This window comes from Shewanella morhuae (assembly GCF_900156405.1).
GTDB classification, from domain to species: domain Bacteria; phylum Pseudomonadota; class Gammaproteobacteria; order Enterobacterales; family Shewanellaceae; genus Shewanella; species Shewanella morhuae.
Genome location: NZ_FTNN01000010.1, coordinates 73,055 through 91,047, shown reverse-complemented (window position 1 = coordinate 91,047; position 17,993 = coordinate 73,055). Strand labels below are relative to the sequence as shown.

At 43.3% G+C, this 17,993-nt stretch carries 10 protein-coding genes; 7 read left to right on the top strand and 3 right to left on the bottom strand.

Going from position 1 to position 17,993, the window contains the following annotated elements:
* The first annotated feature begins 2 nt into the window (after nt 1-2).
* The gene (locus BW947_RS12765; RefSeq protein WP_244153255.1) at nt 3-1,637 is read left to right on the top strand and encodes a L,D-transpeptidase family protein; all 1,635 of its coding nucleotides are present in this window, start codon (nt 3-5) and stop codon (nt 1,635-1,637) included.
* 160 nt (nt 1,638-1,797) lie between these two features.
* Nucleotides 1,798-2,346 (top strand): peptidoglycan L,D-endopeptidase MepK, encoded by a 549-nt coding sequence (gene mepK, locus BW947_RS12760; RefSeq protein ID WP_076500166.1) that lies wholly within the window; start codon nt 1,798-1,800, stop codon nt 2,344-2,346.
* Between the two features lie 13 nt (nt 2,347-2,359).
* On the opposite strand, the gene BW947_RS12755 is transcribed toward mepK, so the two are convergent.
* Nucleotides 2,360-2,731, bottom strand: a complete 372-nt coding sequence (locus tag BW947_RS12755; protein ID WP_244153254.1) for a hypothetical protein — start codon at nt 2,729-2,731, stop codon at nt 2,360-2,362.
* A 303-nt stretch (nt 2,732-3,034) separates the two neighbouring features.
* Here BW947_RS12755 and rplY point away from each other — a divergent pair, with 303 nt between their 5' ends.
* Entirely contained in the window at nt 3,035-3,322 is a 288-nt protein-coding gene (rplY, locus tag BW947_RS12750; protein ID WP_076500164.1) for a 50S ribosomal protein L25, read from the top strand.
* A 112-nt stretch (nt 3,323-3,434) separates the two neighbouring features.
* On the opposite strand, the gene tamB is transcribed toward rplY, so the two are convergent.
* Nucleotides 3,435-7,421, bottom strand: coding sequence for an autotransporter assembly complex protein TamB (gene tamB / locus BW947_RS12745; protein ID WP_076500163.1), 3,987 nt, complete (start codon nt 7,419-7,421; stop codon nt 3,435-3,437).
* Nucleotides 7,418-9,271 (bottom strand): autotransporter assembly complex protein TamA, encoded by a 1,854-nt coding sequence (locus BW947_RS12740; protein ID WP_076500161.1) that lies wholly within the window; start codon nt 9,269-9,271, stop codon nt 7,418-7,420. The genes tamB and BW947_RS12740 overlap by 4 nt, the downstream gene beginning before the upstream one ends.
* Nucleotides 9,272-9,391: 120 nt before the next feature.
* Here BW947_RS12740 and BW947_RS12735 point away from each other — a divergent pair, with 120 nt between their 5' ends.
* The 4 genes from BW947_RS12735 (at nt 9,392) to hrpA (ending at nt 17,959) form a co-directional block, all read left to right on the top strand.
* Nucleotides 9,392-10,423: an isoaspartyl peptidase/L-asparaginase family protein gene (locus tag BW947_RS12735; protein WP_076500159.1), complete on the top strand. Its 1,032-nt coding sequence runs from the start codon at nt 9,392-9,394 to the stop codon at nt 10,421-10,423.
* A gap of 700 nt (nt 10,424-11,123) precedes the next feature.
* Nucleotides 11,124-13,373: a nitric-oxide reductase large subunit gene (locus tag BW947_RS12730; protein ID WP_076500157.1), complete on the top strand. Its 2,250-nt coding sequence runs from the start codon at nt 11,124-11,126 to the stop codon at nt 13,371-13,373.
* Nucleotides 13,374-13,541: 168 nt separating this feature from the next.
* Complete coding sequence (locus tag BW947_RS12725) at nt 13,542-13,958, top strand: CBS domain-containing protein (protein WP_076500155.1); 417 nt, start codon at nt 13,542-13,544, stop codon at nt 13,956-13,958.
* A 122-nt stretch (nt 13,959-14,080) separates the two neighbouring features.
* Entirely contained in the window at nt 14,081-17,959 is a 3,879-nt protein-coding gene (gene hrpA / locus BW947_RS12720) for an ATP-dependent RNA helicase HrpA (RefSeq protein WP_425272277.1), read from the top strand.
* Nucleotides 17,960-17,993: the final 34 nt, after the last annotated feature.

Sequence of the window (17,993 nt, the reverse complement as noted above, 5' to 3'; positions counted from 1 at the left end):
TTATGGTGTTGCTAAAGATCATCCGCTCTTTCTACCGTTGGTTTGATTGTGCTGTCGTTATCTTGGTGCAGCATACCTTTGTGTTATCAAAGCGCACATCAAATGCGATAAAGGCAAATAGGAATAAGAGACTCAGTGGTGATCGCTTGGCTGCCTTATTATGTAGTCATTTAACATTCATTGTTATCGTTATATTACCTTTCTGTGTAGTTAATGCCGCTGATGAGATGACACCGCTGAATGTAACTCACAACACAGATAATGAGTCACATACTGAGCTAAGTACAAAGTTAAGCACAGATCTCTATGCAATAGAGCCCGAGCCTCAACTGCAACTTGAGGCATTAATGCCACAGGTATTGTTATTAGATCTTGCGGGAGTGAATCCCTTATTCAGCCAAGATTACCGTGAACTGGTCGCTTCACCCAATACATTATCAACGGCAGATTTAGCCCGAATACAAGCCAATGTAGCAAGTTATTGGCGTTATGTGACGTTATTAACGGCATGTAATGACACTGGAACGGTGGAAGCAACCTCTGCCGTTATCCCTATGGATACTCCATTCCAAAGCGTGTTGAAACAAATCACCCATCTTGTGCAACTTGATAGAGTAGAACCATGGGAAACCTTAGTGTTAGATGAAAAGCTGACCGTAGGTATGAGTAATCAAGTTATTGATATTATTGCAAAACGTTTACAAGTATTGGGCGACTTAACCATATGGCCAGATATGGCTCAAGTGTATACCGAAGAGCTAATGGTAGGTATTAAACGCTTTCAACTAAGGCATGGGCTGAAACAGGATGGGGTCATTGGTAAAAAAACCTTGTACTGGTTGAATCAATCTCCTAAAGCAAGGGCGGTATTACTGGCGAAAAATACGATTCGGAAAAGGCTTTTTGAGCGTAAATTAGCGTCGAGCTATTTGTTGATTAATATCCCTGCTTTTGAAATGATTTTAGTGGATAACGGTACTAAAGTGCTTAAGTCTAAGGTGATTGTCGGCAAACCGTCTCGACAAACACCGCTTTTAGATAGTCAAATATCCAGTATTGTGCTTAATCCTGATTGGCGAGTTCCGAGCAGTATCTTGCGCCGAGATATTCTACCGCAAATCAAAAAAAATGGTCATTACCTCAGCGAGCGTCAGTTTGATGTGTATGATTATAATGGTCAATTGGTGCAGCATACGCCAGAAGAGTGGCAAGCATTAGCATCGACTTCGTTTCCATACAAATTAGTCCAGCGCCCTGGTACGAAGAATGCGTTAGGCAAATATAAGTTTCATTTTGAAAACAGTTTTAGTGTGTATTTACATGATACGTCTGAGCCTAGCCTGTTTAATAAAGAAAATAGAGCATTATCATCGGGTTGTATTCGTATAGAGAAAGTTGCTGAATTAGCGCAGTGGTTTAAAGAGCATTTAGTCAAAGACAAACGCTTATGGGACAAATTAGTTCCAGAAATTACCCACGCACAGTGGTTTGCTTTGTCAGAAAAGCTGCCAGTACATCTTGTTTATTGGACGGCATGGCTAGAGGATAATGGCCAAGATCATTATCGCAGTGACATATACAACTTAGAACCTGAGTTAACCAATGCAGTGCCCGCAGCAGTACTCGATATTCGTTGAGGGAGCTTTTACCACTTTACTATTTGCATTACTAACAAATTGAACTCACACGGCATTTTAAAACTGCGCTAAAAAATCGAGCGAGTAAAACTTGAACTTAGTATTAATTCAGTATAAGTTGCCTCTTTGATGACCAAAAAATAGACAAAAAGGTGACCGTGTGACTTTGATCTGTCCTGCCCGTAGGCAGTTATTGTTAGGCCTTAGTGGTGTGGCATTATGTTCTTTTATTCCTTCAAAAGCCGTGGCGAGTCGTTCGACAAAAGGGATCCGCGAATTAAGTCTTTTTAATCGCCATACTGGAGAACGTGACGACGGCAGTTATTGGATTGATGGGCATTATCAAAGTAAGGTATTAAAAGATTTTAATCATTTACTGCGGGATCATCGTCAGAATATTGCTGCGCCAATGGATAAACGGTTATTCGATTTACTCTATTCGCTTAAAACGACTTTAAATACCGATGATGAAATACATGTGATTTCTGGTTATCGATCACCGAAAACCAACGCAATGCTGGCGAATAACAGTGGTGGTGTTGCCAAGAAAAGTTACCATATGCGGGGAATGGCGATGGATATTGCCATTCCAAGCGTTAAGTTAAAAACCCTACGTGAGGCCGCATTATCGCTGAAACTCGGAGGTGTTGGGTATTATCCCAGCTCTGGTTTTGTGCATGTGGATTGTGGCCCAGTAAGACACTGGTAACTCAGTACTTTTATTATTGCATCTGCAGGTGAAATGTTTGCTCTAAGGCTTGAGCCTCAATTAAATAATGCTGCAGCAATGGAATAAAGTGCTGGTTTAGCATGCTTAGCTCCCGATGCTGTTGCCAATGACAGATTAATAGGCTTAAGCGCTGCGATAATTGGTATTGTCTAAGTCTTTGCGCTTTTATGTCGACACCCTGAGTGGTTTGCATCAGCATAATTAAGATATGGTTTTTTTGTTGGGTACAGGCGAGTAATTCTAAACATTTTAATTCTAACGTATTTTGCTGATATGGCACAGTTTCGATAAGCGAGACTAACTCATGGGCTAATTGGCATGAAAGTCGATTCTCTTGCTGTAACTGGTATAGTGGATGAGACATATTATGACGCATCAATTATCGAAATTTGCTCGAGCTTATCAGGCTTTTTTAGAGCCCAGTGTGATCTAGAACGCGAGTTTTTCTTTTCAGGACAGAGCAGTTTCTTTAGTGTAACCGCCATGATACAAGTCCTTTAACTTGATAAAGACCCCTCCATTTTACTAACGCAGACATTGGTATGTTCAGGCATTGGCTGATTCTTGTGTGCTTTAGGTATCTATGTTAATATCCGCGCGCTTTATATGAGCCGCCATTGGTCGAAAATGTCGGCAATTTTTTACTCTAAATTTAAGTGAGAAACACATGTCTTACACTATCCAAGCACAAGCCCGCACTGAAATAGGGAAAGGTTCGAGCCGCCGCCTACGCCATGCTGCTAAAGTACCTGCTGTTATTTATGGCAAAGGCAAAGAGCCAGTTTCTATTGTTTTTGATCACAAAGATATCATTAACATTCAAGCTAATGAAGATTTCTACACTTCTACACTGACTATCGTTGTTGATGGAAAAGATGTAGGTGTACGTGTTCAAGCTATGCAACGCCACGTGTTCAAGCCAATCATTGAGCATGTTGACTTCGTTTACGCTTAATTGCCGTGACTGAAGTAAAAAGCGCCTAATGGCGCTTTTTTTGTCTCTCAAATCCAGCGGTTTTAGAATCCGTTACTGTTAACTCTATAAAATAGATTTTGAGTTAATCTTATTACTTGATATTGAAGTTGTAATAAATATCAAGAGATTGACCTAAAGTACCCGATACGGTTTCTAGGTAAAGTTGAGAGAGTAGATAGTATCTCACGGTCATTTCATAGCCGGGGTTAAATACGCCAACGCCATATTTCACCATTAAGTCCTCGCCAATATAACCACTGATCGCAACGCGTCCTTCATCGTTGGTATCGAGTTGTACGTTTGAGAAACCAAACTCTTCAATTAACCCGGTTGCAGTATTACCAATGTTGTTAATTGCGCCGCCGCCAACCTGTGAGCTTAACCCTAAGGCTGCGCCCATCATGAGTGAGTTATTCTGTTCATTATTCGCATTGTTAAAGCCACTACCTTTAACGATGTAAGATAGAATTTCGGCCTGCTCTTTGGCTGGATTTGAAAATAAAGTGACGACAGGGCGTGATGGAGTACCCGTTACGCGCACGCCGGCGACTAAGTCCTCGCTCTTAATTTCGCGTATCGCTTCAATATTAAGGTTAGGTACTGAGGTTGGCCCCACAAATTGTACTTCTCCGGTGCGAATTTTCAGGGTTTGACCCATAAACTTGTAACTACCTTGATTGACTTTGATATTGCCAAATAGCAAAGGAGGACGGAAAGCTTGTTGCTGTAACTTTAGCGTACCTTGCAGTTTACCTTTGAGGCCCATGCCATCAATTCTGAGTTCATTGCCCACATTGATATTAAGATCAGCGATTATGGCGTAGGGGCTGGCTTTAGGTTGAGTGGCGGCGATGGAGTCATCAAACACCACGTCCTCAGAGGTTGCGATACCGCCTTCTGCTAATGGGACAATTTTGATATTGCCAGATGGGACGTTGATTTGCCCCTTCACGGCCAGTTGCTTACTGCTAAACGTAACCGTGATATCAGGGGAAACATCGAGAATAGCCAGTGGTGGCTGGATCACCGCAAGTTTTTCACCTTGGACGGCTAACTCACCGCTAAATTGCCCTTGTGGCCATTGCAGTTGACCATTCACTCGTCCTAAACCATTACCCATCATCCAGCGGCCCTTGAGTTGCGCCTGTTGGCCTGCAAATGTCATCGACATGTCAATCTTATCAACTAAAGTTGGGTTGGCAGTCAATGCTAAAGCGCCTTCAGTTAAGGCCATGCTACCTGATACTTCTGGGGCATCAAGACTACCTGCAAAGTTTAGCTGGCTGGTTAGTAAGCCTTGCACTGTATTTAATTGCGGAAAAAACTCCCCAAGTGGCTGTAAGTTGATTTGCTTTATATTGGCGTAACCTGCGAGCGCTCGATCGGGCGTGACATTGACGTTAATCTCACTCTGCCAGCTTGCAATGCCTTCTGACTCGAAATTTAATGCCGTTGTTAATTGTTTTGCATCTAAATTGGCCCGCAACGATAGATTTTGATAATCGATAGTCACTTCACGATTTTTTGCTCGTTTGAGCATGATACTACCAGGCGTAAAGTCTAGATTAACATCAGCAGTAGGCTTACGGTTTGCGGCCCAAGCAAAGTTGGCTAATAATGATGCGGGCCCATCCCAGCGCATATTCGTGGGTAATATAGGGATTAATAATTTCCCTGGGTTACCTGAATAGCTTACTTGTGCATTGCCTTTGTTACCTAATGAGGTGTTGTTATTTAAACAAAAGCGACTGTTTGGGTTGATCAGACAAAACGGCGTAATACTGCCCTGATTCTTGGTTTGATCCCAAGCGAGATTAATTGTCTTGTCTAGCTGCCATGGGCCAATTGGTGTGTTGAGGTTTAAGCGTTCGACGTCAACTTGTAGCCGTGATTTTTTCACATCGTATTGGCTACTTACTGTGGCATCAAGGCCGAGATCGCCTGTGGCATTAAGGGTAAGTTTTTGAGCATTGATCGTGCCTTTTGCACCGAGCGTTAAGGTGTCTATACGTTCTGTTGCCAGCTGCAAAGTTTTTGATTTTAATGAAATGGCAAATTCATGCTGTTCTAATGGCTTGTAATAGGCTTTTAAATTAGATTCTTGTAGTTTGATATTTTGATAAACAAATTCAGCTAACAGTGCTGTAAGCTCAACTTGGGGATGTTTTTCGTCACCGGTAACATTAATTTGTGCCTGCAGTTGGCCGCTTGCCTTAGGGATCCACAAACCAAAATCTGGCACTTGTAATTCACCTTGAAGATCCCAGTTAGCGTTGGCTTCGCCTTTTAATACTAGCGTCGAGCCTAACACCTTGGCATTAAGTCCTTTAGAACTAACATACAGTGCATCATTTATATTGATATCCCCACTTATATCAAATGGATAACCTTGCAAACTACCTGTGAGCTCAGTGTCACTTAGGGACATTTGCCAATGGGGAGCAGCAAACGACCCTTGGGTACGTAATTCTCCTGAAATTAAACTGTCTGGCAGAGTCGTTGCTGTTGATGCCGCATCTTTTGGGGGCAGCAGTAACTCTTGGAGTTTGATGTCATTGAGTTTGAGATTAGCGGTCCAACTTATGGCTTTTTGATAATCAAGTTCCCCAGTGAGATCTACCTTGCCAATGGCGCCCAGTGCCTCAAGTTTGTTAATCGTTAATTTAGCCCCTTGATTGTGGACCAGAGTGTCTATATCGAGCACTTTGTGGAACGGTGTGGTGAGTTGACCCTTTAACCTTGCCTGCTGTTGATTGAAATCGCCTTCGCTCACCAGTGTGACATCATCTATTGAGTATTCTGGGTTTTGCAGTGGCCACTGTAATCGCACCTGTTCTAATTTTACCGTGTAGGGCAGGTTAGGGTCTCCAAGCGTTATCTGACCATTAAGGATAAGATCTGCATCGCCCTTTGCCACTGCATCAATCTGCAATTTACCTACACTTTGACTCAAACTTAGTGTTAATGCTTGCTGAGTGAGTTCGGGTAATTCTGCTAATTGATGAAGGTTAAGGTTAATCTCTAAATCAAGTGGATAATCTTTATCTAGGGTTAAGCTGCCAGTAATATCGGCATTACCATCGGTATGGTTGAGCAGCAAATGCTCTAGGGTCAATTGATATTCACGAAAGCGGCCTTGTAATTCAACATGACTAAAGACATCTTTGCGTTCACCAATTTGCAGTGTGGTGTTGTCTAGCGTTAGGGCGTTGACTGTCACAGGGAAAGGCATAAACACAGCTGGCAAATGAGCTAATGCCCACTCAGTGGGGTTATTATTTACTGGCGTTGATGGTGATGGTGTCGCTGTTGTTGGTGCTTGCGCTTGCGCTGCTACAGTAGGGATTTGCGTGGGACTATTGTTGCCTGTTGCTGAACCTGTTTGCACATTATCAGCCGATGTGGGGATAATTACCGATAATCCCTCGCTAGTTAATTGCTTTATTGACAAGCCTTCAGTAAACCACTGCGCTTGTGCATTAAGCTCATTTGCAGCGAATTGCATATCATCCACTTGGATATGAATCGCGTTAAGTGTGGCTGTATCTAGCACAATATCAAAAGGTAATAGCAGTTCGCTTGGTGCTTCATCCTGCGCTGTAACAGCAGCTTCGCCGTCTGCGGCAAGGGCAAGAGTATCAATGGTGACATCGACCTTAGCTACAGATAAGTTATTCACACATAAACGTTTTTGTAGAAAACAGGCCGGTTGCCACAGTAAATGTACATCATCGAGCTTAACTTTGATTCCGGCCATAGACCAAGTTGCATGGGATAACACTAAATCTTTATTAATTGATCCTGAGGTATAAGTCAGCCCAACATCGGGTACCAATTGATTAGCAAGTCCAACGGTAATGCGCGAGCCAAATTCTGTGCCTAGCAATAGCGCTATCACAACTAATAAAGTTAAGGGCACATAAATAATAATACGTGTCCACAGTTTGAAATTTCTCCATAATTTTTGTAGCCACGATACTGATAGCGTTACAGATGCGCTAATTGCATCACCTACTTCAGTGTTCGGGGTGTTTTCCGCATCTTGCACGGTGGGATGCTGCTCTGTGGGGGTACTCATAGATCTGTCCCCATTGTCAGGTGAATGCGCCATGACCGCTCAATGGTATCGGTTTCTTTCAATCCAACCCCTAAATCCAGTTTTATTGGGCCAATAGGTGAAATCCAATGTATGCCGCCGCCAACTGACACTACTGGTTCAAATTGATTGTTATCAAAAGCGTTACCCGCATCAATAAAAGTGCCTACTCGCCAAGTTGGAGTTACATAATATTGATATTCTAAACTGCCAACCATTAAATAGCGGCCACCGATGACTTCGCGGTTGAGTGAACCATCGTCGGCAATATAGTCTAAATAGGGCCCGAGTTCTTGATAACCATAGCCACGCACACTCTGATCACCACCGGCAAAATAACGTAATGAGGGTGGAATGTTTGCCAGTTCGTTCTCGTTGGCTAAGTTGGCGGCTAAATCAATGCGCGACACGATTCTGTGTTTATCAAAGAAGGTATCAATCCATTTAAATTTGGCTTGCAGACGAGCTAAACGGGTTTCAGAACCCAAGTAGGGATCGGCATAGTCTAGGCTGTAAATTTGTCTAAATCCTGATTTAGGATCAAGGGAATTATCACCACGCGTCGTTCGAGAAAAGTTAATCCCAGCCAAATAAAACGTCGGCATATAGTCGATGTCTGACTGGGTATATAGCTCGTGAATGGCCTCAAGGGAGTAATTCATTAACCATTGATTATCTAGCCTTTGTTGACGTAGTAGCCCAATAAGATACTTGGTAGATTCTAGTTGTCCCGTATTAGTAAAATCGCGATTATCCGCATCGTATACTTGGGTAACACCGTATTTATCTCGCAATAACCCAACGCGGATTTTCAGTTGGTCATCCAAAGGATGCGTCAGCGGAATTGTGTAAGTGGTTAATAATTTTGGTCTATCAGGCGACCATTCTAAACTGGTCTCCTGTGAGTGGCCGTATTTATTGATTTGTGGTGTGCGCCATGTCACCCGGACTCTGGGGTCGAAAGCTTGGTCCGTTTTTCCTATATCGCCACCAAAACCGAGTTCGATGGCGTGGCTGGCCTTGGGGGTTAACTCGACTCGCACCGGAATTTGACTGTCATCAACATCATCGATTTGTGGAATGACTTTAATATTGGCGAAATAACCCGTATCGAGTAGCTGGCGGTTAAGTGCGCTCACACGCCTTGTTGAATAAGAAGCGCCGGCTTTAAAAGGGATGAGGTCATCTAATATCTCGGGCTCTAAGCTATGTCCTTCGAAGCTCACTTGGCCAAATTTATAACGTTTACCAGAGCCAAAATGTAAACTGATTTTGGCAGTATTCAGGTCGCGATTCACTTTAATTTGGGATTCGGTAAATTCACCATCAAAATAGCCGCGCGCTAAAGCTAAGGTAACCAATTGTGATTTCATCTCACTATAAGCACCGTGATTTAATATATCACCAGGTTTTATTTGAATTTGTGCCAGCCATTGATCAAAAGCGCGATCATCGAGCATTTCGCCACTAAAGTTGATATCAACCCATTGAATGATAGTCGGTTCACCGAGGGTAATTTCAAGTTTAAGCTCCCACGGCCCTTTATCATGCTCAATCAGATTTTCGTCTATTTCGCCGTGGTAGTAACCCATCGATTCTAACGCTGTGCTGACATTGTCCTCAACATTAAACAAAAAGGCACGACGCTGCACCTCAGATTCGGGCAAGGGACCTAAGTGAGCAACAATATTGCGTTGCAGAGCTTCATTAACGCCAGATACTGATAACCGAAGAAAATTATCTGCGCCCATCGCGACTGATATAACTGACATTGATATCAGAAATAAGCAAAAGCGAAAGTAATGTGAGGTGATTTGCAAAAATGGCTGCACTCTAAATTCCCTGTGATGTGCCATCATTGTCGCCAGAATAAAACCAACAGGCAAGGAGAGGATTGAAATTACATGCTTAAATGGTTACAAAGGAGGTTAATTTTTAAGGGGATGTAAACAATGAAAACAAAACTAACCACCTTCAGTTTAATTATTTCGGGTCTACTTTTTATGTCGCAGAACGCTTTTGCCGCAGATAAACCTTATGCCATTGCGATTCACGGTGGTGCGGGCACGATTTCTAAGGCCAATCTCACCCCAGAACAACGCCAAGCTTATAAAGATAAGTTAAAAGAAGCGGTTGATAAAGGCTCAAAAATATTGGAAGAGGGCGGTGACAGTTTGGTGGCAATTCAAGCCGCGATTAATATTCTCGAAAACAGTCCTTTATTTAATGCAGGCCTCGGCGCGGTTTACACCTATGACGGCGGTCATGAATTAGACGCTGCGATAATGGATGGCAAAACCATGAATGCAGGTGCAATAGCGGGCGTGCGCCATATCGCCCACCCGATAGATTTAGCTTTAGCGGTAATGAATAAATCCGAACATGTAATGCTCTCTGGTGCAGGTGCAGAAGAATTTGCGCTGGCTCAAGGTTTTACCTTAGTACCGAATAGTCATTTTGATACTGACGCGCGCTATCAGCAATTGCTCGATGCACGGGAAAAGCTACAAGCAGCGGCTAAATCTGAACAAGTTGCCAGTGTTAAGATGCAAGATCTCGATTATAAATTTGGTACAGTCGGCGCAGTTGCTTTAGATAAAAAGGGTAACTTAGCCGCAGGGACATCAACTGGCGGGATGACAGCTAAACGTTTTGGCCGTATTGGCGACTCTCCTGTGATCGGCGCGGGCACCTATGCCGAAAATGGCGTTTGCGCTGTATCAGCTACTGGGCATGGTGAATTTTTTATTCGTTATTTAGTGGCTGGAGATATTTGCGCTAAGGTGAAATACCAGCAAAAGTCGATCATTCAGGCGGCCGATGAAGTGATTAATCAACGCCTTATTACTGCCGGTGGTTCTGGTGGCGTGATTGCTGTCGATCAGCGCGGTAATATTGCGACGCCTTTTAATACCGAAGGTATGTACCGTGCCACTCGCAGCAATGGCGAACCCGCTCAAGTGCTGATTTGGCAAGATGAATAATACGCTAAAGCTCATGGTTTAAGTCATCACGAAGGTGGATTTGAAATCGTTAACAGCGAGTGCTACTAACCTAGTGCTCGCTTTTTTTGGGTAAGTGACTTTGCCCTAAGATGAAATAAGTCATTTTTAAGCTTGTGTTGCCTCAATACGAGTGACTCTCCCCGTATTTATTTGCTATGCACATCGCTTTAAAATCGGTTGCAACATATGGCCTAAAACCGGGATATAGCAATCGCCACTTTTCAAAATATGTGTCATTTCGAGCCAGTCTAAAAGATATTTTTTAAAATATTGTTAGCGTTTCGCTTGTCATTTAACCCAATAAACACATGCAAAGTTCATTCTCGTCGGCTGGTGATATGTTTGATCCGCAGATAAGGTGGCAAAGCTACATAATTTAGTGACTAGAAATTTTGCACGGTTAAAAGTTAAGCTGCTGTGTGTTAATAATGTGATTATTGTTAAATAGCATTAAAGTGAATTAGCTTAAATGACTATACTGGTCCATAGTCTATATCGAAATGATATATAGGCTATCTTCAATATTTTTGAATGACGCGTGAAATCAGATTGACTTTAGTGTTTGAAAAATAGCCGAATTATCGGCAATCATTTTTAATAATTCGTTAATGATATTCATATTTACTTGGGAAAATATTCTTTTTTAAGGAATAGAACACAAATTAAAAGGAGAAAGACCATGGGAGAGTATAAGAAATTGTGGTGGACCTTATTAGGGGTCGTCGCAGTGACGTTCTCTATATTAGGTTACTATGGTACTGAGATATACCGAACCGCGCCGCCAATTCCAGCATCGTTTGTGTCGACAAATGGTGACATTTTAACGACCGAAGAAAAAATATTAGATGGTCAAACGGCTTGGCAATCCGTTGGTGGTATGCAATTGGGTTCAGTATGGGGTCATGGGGCTTATCAAGCACCGGATTGGACGGCGGATTGGTTGCATCGCGAACTACTTATTTGGTTAGATTTAGCCGCGGAAGGTGAATTTAAGCGTCCGTATGCTGATCTCACCGAGCAGCAGCAACATATGTTGCGTTATGAGCTGAAAAAAGAATACAGAACGAATACTTATAACGTAGAAAATAACACTGTAACGTTATCACCAAGACGTATTCAGGCAATTGAAAAAACTGGAGCTTATTACAATGCTCTTTTCGGTGGTGCGCCTGAACTGAAAAAGACCCGCGAAAATTATGCGATGAAAGAAGTCACGCTGCCAAATCCAGAGCGGCGAGCGCGTTTATCTGAATTCTTTTTCTGGACTGCGTGGGCAGCATCAACTGAGCGTACCGACGGTACCGCGACTTATACCAACAACTGGCCACATGAGCCATTAATTGACAATAAACCCACCACTGAAAACATTGTTTGGTCCATCATCAGTGTGGTTATTTTGGTGGCAGGTATTGGTGCATTAGTTTGGGCATGGGCATTTTTGCGTAAAGAAGATGGCGAGCCTGTTGCTCCAGAGCGCGATCCTATTTTGTCGTTTAACTTAACGTCTTCACAAAAAGCCTTAGCAAAGTATCTCGTTTTAATTGTTTCTTTATTTACATTCCAAGTGTTTATCGGCGGTTTTACCGCACATTACACCATCGAAGGACAAAGTTTTTACGGTATCCAAACCTCAGAATGGTTCCCGTATAGCTTAGTGCGTACTTGGCATATTCAGTCTGCACTATTTTGGATTGCTACTGGGTTTCTTGCTGCTGGGTTATTTCTGGCCCCGGTGATTAATGGCGGTAAGGATCCTAAATTCCAAAAAATTGGCGTTGATATATTATTTTGGGCATTAGTGATTGTTGTTGTGGGCTCGTTTATTGGTAATTACTTAGCAATTGCACAAATCATGCCTGCTAACCTGAGTTTCTGGTTAGGCCATCAAGGTTATGAATACGTTGACTTAGGGCGAATTTGGCAAATAGGTAAATTTACTGGAATCGTTTTTTGGCTAGTATTGATGATGCGTTGTATCACACCTGCATTACAGCAAAAAGGCGATAAAAATCTCTTAGTCCTCTTTATGTTATCAGTTATAGCCATCGGTTTATTTTATGGTGCTGGATTTTTCTATGGCGAACGCACGCACATTTCAGTCATGGAATACTGGCGCTGGTGGATTGTGCACTTATGGGTAGAAGGCTTCTTTGAAGTATTTGCTACGACAGCATTAGCATTTATCTTCTTTAACATGGGATTAGTTACCAAACGCATGGCAACCGTAGCTTCGTTAGCTTCGGCCTCTATGTTTTTGTTAGGCGGCGTTCCGGGGACTTTCCATCACTTATATTTTTCGGGTACAACAACGCCAGTCATGGCTGTGGGTGCGACGTTTAGTGCGCTTGAAGTTGTTCCTTTAATTGTGCTTGGTTATGAAGCTTGGGAACACTATCGATTAAAAGATCGTGCGCCTTGGATGGCAAACGTAAAGTGGCCGATAATGTATTTTGTTGCAGTAGCATTTTGGAATATGTTGGGTGCCGGTGTATTAGGCTTTATGATTAACCCTCCTATTTCTTTGTATTATATTCAAGGGCTTAATACAACAGCAACCCATGCTCATGCCGCATTGTTTGGTGTTTATGGCTTCCTAGCGCTTGGCTTTACGTTGCTAGTATTAAGGTATATTCGTCCACAGTTGATATTTAACGAACGTTTAATGAAAACATCGTTTTGGTGGATGAATATCGGCTTAGCCTTAATGTTATTTACCAGTTTATTACCGGTAGGCATTATCCAGTTTATCGCTAGTGCATCCGAAGGGCTTTGGTATGCTCGCAGTGAAGCGCTATTACAAAGCGAGACATTGGTGACATTACGCTGGGTGCGCACAATCGGCGATATAGTATTTATTGTTGGTGCATTGGCTGTTACTTGGCAGGTGTTTACTGGCGTGTTTAGCCGTTCTGCCAGCCATGAAAAATAATGTAAATATGATTGAGTGATGAAATTAAGTGGTGCTTTTTAGCACCACTTTTTTATATTTTTTATGCACTAGATGAGTTCAATCGATATTTATCACACCATTATCACGATATTTTGACTAGACTAAAGCTTAAGTTAGTACGAGGGAAATATCATGCGAGGAAAGACAATGGACTTAATTAAAATCCGTGATCATATGGACCGCCAACCCGTATTATTACGCGTCAATATGTCGCTTGCGACTGCGGTCGAAAAACTATTGGATAATAATAAAATGGGCGCCGCAGTGGTTGATGATTTGGGCAACTTAGTCGGTTTTTTATCCCAACAGGATTGTCTTGCTGTGATGATTAAGAGCAGTTATCACTGCGATATGACTTCGGTCGTAAAAGATTGTATGCGTACTGAAGTACTGTTTGTTGAGCCAGATGACAGTATTTTACACTTAGCTGAACAAATGCTTGGGCTTAAACCTAAGGTGTACCCTGTGGTCGAGCACGGCAAAGTGATAGGTACCATTAATCGCACTAATGTACTCAAAGCGATGAATATCTATATGCAGCAATGTTATCTGTCACCGGTTTAATCTAAGCCGTGCCAATGGGGAATTGATACGCTTTATCCTCAGTGCAGCGTAAATTAGCCATACCATTGCGTCAATTTCCTTGCTAGGATCGCCATTTTTGATGCTAGCACTGGAATTTGCATTTGAACTCAGACACACATCCGCTATCGAACGCCTTTCTTAATCTTTGTTATCAGAGCGATGCGTCGCGGATCCGTCGCCGTTTATTTAAGCTCAATAAAGAAGTCGACTCAGATAAAAAAACTCAAACCTTAGCCCAACTGAGTAAGCAAGCGCAGGCGGCGTTTGAGAAGGTTGAGCTGCGCCGTAATGCGCGCCCTAAAATCAACTATCCTGAGAATCTACCCGTTTCTCTGATGCGCGACGATATTGCTCGCGCGATTGCGGGTAACCAAGTGGTGATTATTGCCGGCGAAACCGGTTCGGGTAAAACCACTCAGTTACCTAAAATTTGTTTAGAACTGGGTTTGGGGTGTCGCGGCATGATAGCCCACACCCAGCCAAGACGTTTAGCTGCCCGCAGTGTGGCAAGCCGCATTGCTGAGGAATTACAAAGCCCGCTTGGGGAAGTCGTCGGCTTTAAAGTGCGTTTTGCCGATGCACTTAAAAGTGATTCATATATTAAGTTGATGACCGACGGTATTTTACTGGCGGAATTAACGTCCGATCGCAATCTTGATCAATACGACACTATCATCATCGATGAGGCCCACGAACGCAGTCTCAATATCGACTTTATTTTGGGTTATCTCAAACAAATTCTCAAAAAACGCCCTGATCTTAAAGTCATTATTACGTCAGCAACCATAGATGTTGAGCGGTTTTCTAAGCATTTTAACAATGCGCCCATCATCGAAGTGTCAGGGCGTACCTTTCCGGTAGAAACCCGTTATCGACCATTGGTGCAAGACAGCGATGCCGATTTAGATCAAATCGAAGGCATTTTTGCCGCTGTTGATGAACTGGTGAGCGAAGGCCTTGGCGACATATTAATCTTTATGAACGGCGAGCGAGAAATTCGCGATACGGCCGAGCAATTAAGCCGACGCAATTATCGTGATACTGAAATCTTGCCGCTCTATGCACGGCTATCCTACGGTGAACAATCCAAAGTGTTCAATAGCCACAGAGGTCGGCGGATTGTATTAGCCACTAACGTGGCAGAAACCTCCTTAACTGTGCCGGGCATTCGCTATGTCATTGACCCCGGCACGGCGCGCATTAGCCGTTATAGCTACCGCACTAAGGTGCAACGTTTACCGATTGAACCTATCTCACAGGCGAGTGCTAATCAACGCCAAGGCCGTTGTGGTCGTGTTGGGCCGGGGATTTGTATTCGTTTGTATGATGAGGCCGATTTTAATAATCGCCCAGCATTTACCGATCCTGAAATTTTGCGTACCAACTTAGCTTCGGTTATTTTACAGATGCTTGCTATTGGTTTGGGCGACATTGCAGGTTTCCCGTTTATTGAACCGCCCGATCCTCGTCATATCCGCGACGGTTTTTTGCTGCTAGAAGAATTACAAGCAGTAGAGAGCAAACATAATAAACTCGTACTAACGCCACTTGGGCGGAATTTAGCACAAATTCCGGTGGATCCGCGTCTCGCGCGTATGGTGGTAGAAAGTCAGCAGTTAGGTTGCTTGAATGAAGTGTTAGTGATTGCGGCGGGGTTATCGATTCAAGATCCCCGCGAGCGTCCGATGGAGAAAAAGCAAGCCAGTGACGAAGCCCATCGCCGTTTTGCCGATCCCAGTTCCGACTTTGTCAGCTGGATAAACCTGTGGCAGCATTTAAAAGAACAACAAAAAGAATTATCGGCTAGCCAGTTTCGTAAAAAGTGCCGCGATGAGTATTTAGCCTATTTGCGTGTGCGCGAGTGGCAGGATTTATACGCTCAACTTAAGCAAGCCGTACACGATTTAAAATGGCGTTTAAACGATACGCCAGCCAGTTACGATACCTTGCACCGCGCACTGTTATCAGGCTTATTGAGTCATGTGGGTTTTAAGGATAACAATAACGAGTATTTAGGTGCTCGTAATCGTAAATTCTTTGTGTTTCCGGGCTCGCCATTGGCCAAAAAAGGCCCTAAGTGGATTATGGCTGCAGAGCTGACCGAAACTTCGCGCTTATTCGCCCGTTGCTGCGCCAAAATTGAACCTGAATGGCTTGAACCCTTAGCCGCGCATTTGATCAAAAAAAGCTATGTAGAGCCACATTTTGAGGCAAAACCAGGTAGCGTTATCGCCCTTGAAAACCAAGTGCTCTATGGCTTGACGGTGGTGCATCGCCGTAAAGTGCAATATGGCCCTATCGATCCCGTTGAAGCGCGGGAGATTTTTATCCGCAGTGCTTTGGCAGAAGGGCAGTTGCAAACTCAAGAAGCATTTTTTGTGGCGAACCAAAAGTTGCTTGAAGACATTGAGTCCCTTGAGCACAAATCCCGTCGCCGCGATATTTTGGTCGACGAGCAAGTATTAGTCGATTTTTATGAGCCGCGCATCCCTGAAGGTATTTACAACGCGCAGCTGTTTCTAGGCTGGTGGAATAAAACTAAGCGTGAGCAGCCAGATTTACTCGATTTCAGCAAAGCCTTGTTAATGCAGCGTAGTGCCGATCATATTTCGAGCTTGGATTTTCCCGATACCTGGCATAAAGGCAATTTACGCCTGCAATTGAGTTATCATTTTGAGCCTGCCGCCAGTGATGACGGCGTGTCTGTACACATTCCGGTGGCGCTGCTTAATCAAATTGATGACAGTGATTTTGATTGGCTAGTGGCAGGGCTGCGGGAAGAAAAGTGCATCGCATTGATCAAATCGTTGCCTAAAAGTTTACGACGTAACTTTGTGCCAGCGCCTGATTACGCCCGAGCTTGTGTGCAGGCCATGGTACCTTTTAGTGCCAGTTTACTGGATACCATGTGCAAACAATTACTGCGTATGAGCGGCACGCGTATATCGCCAGAAGATTTTGATGCAACGCAAATGCCCGCGCATTTACAGATGAATTTTAAAATTGAAGACGATCATCATAATTTAGTAGCGCAGGGCCGCATGCTCGATAACTTAAAAGCCGAATTGCAGGGTGTTGTTGCTAAGGCGATACGTCAGGTGGCGGATAAGGGAATTGAAAAAGAAGCCTTAACTGAATGGTCTTTTGGTGATTTGCCGCAGCAATACCAGCAGCAAAAAGGCAATTATCAAGTACGAGCGTTTCCGGCACTGATCGATAAAAAAGACAGCGTCGCGATCAAATTATTTGATGATGAATTTGAGGCGCAAGATGCCCATCGCCAAGGCCTGCGACGTTTGCTGTTGCTCAACATTCCTTCGCCGGTAAAACATTTACAGCAAGCCTTGCCGAATAAGGCCAAATTAGCGATGTATTTCAATCCTTTTGGTCAAGTGCAAATTTTGATTGATGATATTATTGCCGCTGCCGTGCAGCAGTTGTTAGACCAAAAAGCGTTAGATGTACGTAATCAAGCTCAATTTGAGCTAGCAAAGGATTGGGTTCGCCAAGAATTAAACCCGACTGCTGAGCAAATAGCTCTTAAGGTTGAACAGATTTTAACCTTGTACCAAAGCATTAAAAAACGTCTTAAGGGCAAAATCAGTTTAGATATCGCCTTTGCTATGAGTGATATCCAAAATCAATTAGACAAATTAGTGTTTAAAGGTTTTGTAGAAGCCTGTGGTTGGCAGCGTCTAGCGGATGTGGCGCGTTATTTAAAAGCGATTGAAACCCGTGTTGAAAAACTGCCTATTGACCCGACTCGCGACCGTTTGCACATGCAAAGTATTAATAAAGTGCAAGCAGCCTTAACGGCGCAGCTAGCAAAAGTACCGCGCGCTATGCCAACACCGCCCGCATTAATTGAAGCTCGCTGGATGATTGAGGAATATCGCGTATCTTGTTTTGCTCAAGTGTTAGGTGCCGCATATCCTATTTCTGAAAAGCGTATATTAAATCAACTTACCGAACAGTCATAAATACGCCTAGATTAATATTGAGCAATAGCCAGTT

Bases quoted from the DNA above. Each gene is read 5' to 3' on its own strand.
- BW947_RS12765 (WP_244153255.1), top strand. From the start codon at position 3: ATGGTGTTGCTAAAGATCATCCGCTCTTTCTACCGTTGGTTTGATTGT.
- BW947_RS12755 (WP_244153254.1), bottom strand. From the start codon at position 2,731: ATGTCTCATCCACTATACCAGTTACAGCAAGAGAATCGACTTTCATGC.
- rplY (WP_076500164.1), top strand. From the start codon at position 3,035: ATGTCTTACACTATCCAAGCACAAGCCCGCACTGAAATAGGGAAAGGT.
- tamB (WP_076500163.1), bottom strand. From the start codon at position 7,421: ATGAGTACCCCCACAGAGCAGCATCCCACCGTGCAAGATGCGGAAAAC.
- BW947_RS12735 (WP_076500159.1), top strand. From the start codon at position 9,392: ATGAAAACAAAACTAACCACCTTCAGTTTAATTATTTCGGGTCTACTT.
- BW947_RS12730 (WP_076500157.1), top strand. From the start codon at position 11,124: ATGGGAGAGTATAAGAAATTGTGGTGGACCTTATTAGGGGTCGTCGCA.
- BW947_RS12725 (WP_076500155.1), top strand. From the start codon at position 13,542: ATGGACTTAATTAAAATCCGTGATCATATGGACCGCCAACCCGTATTA.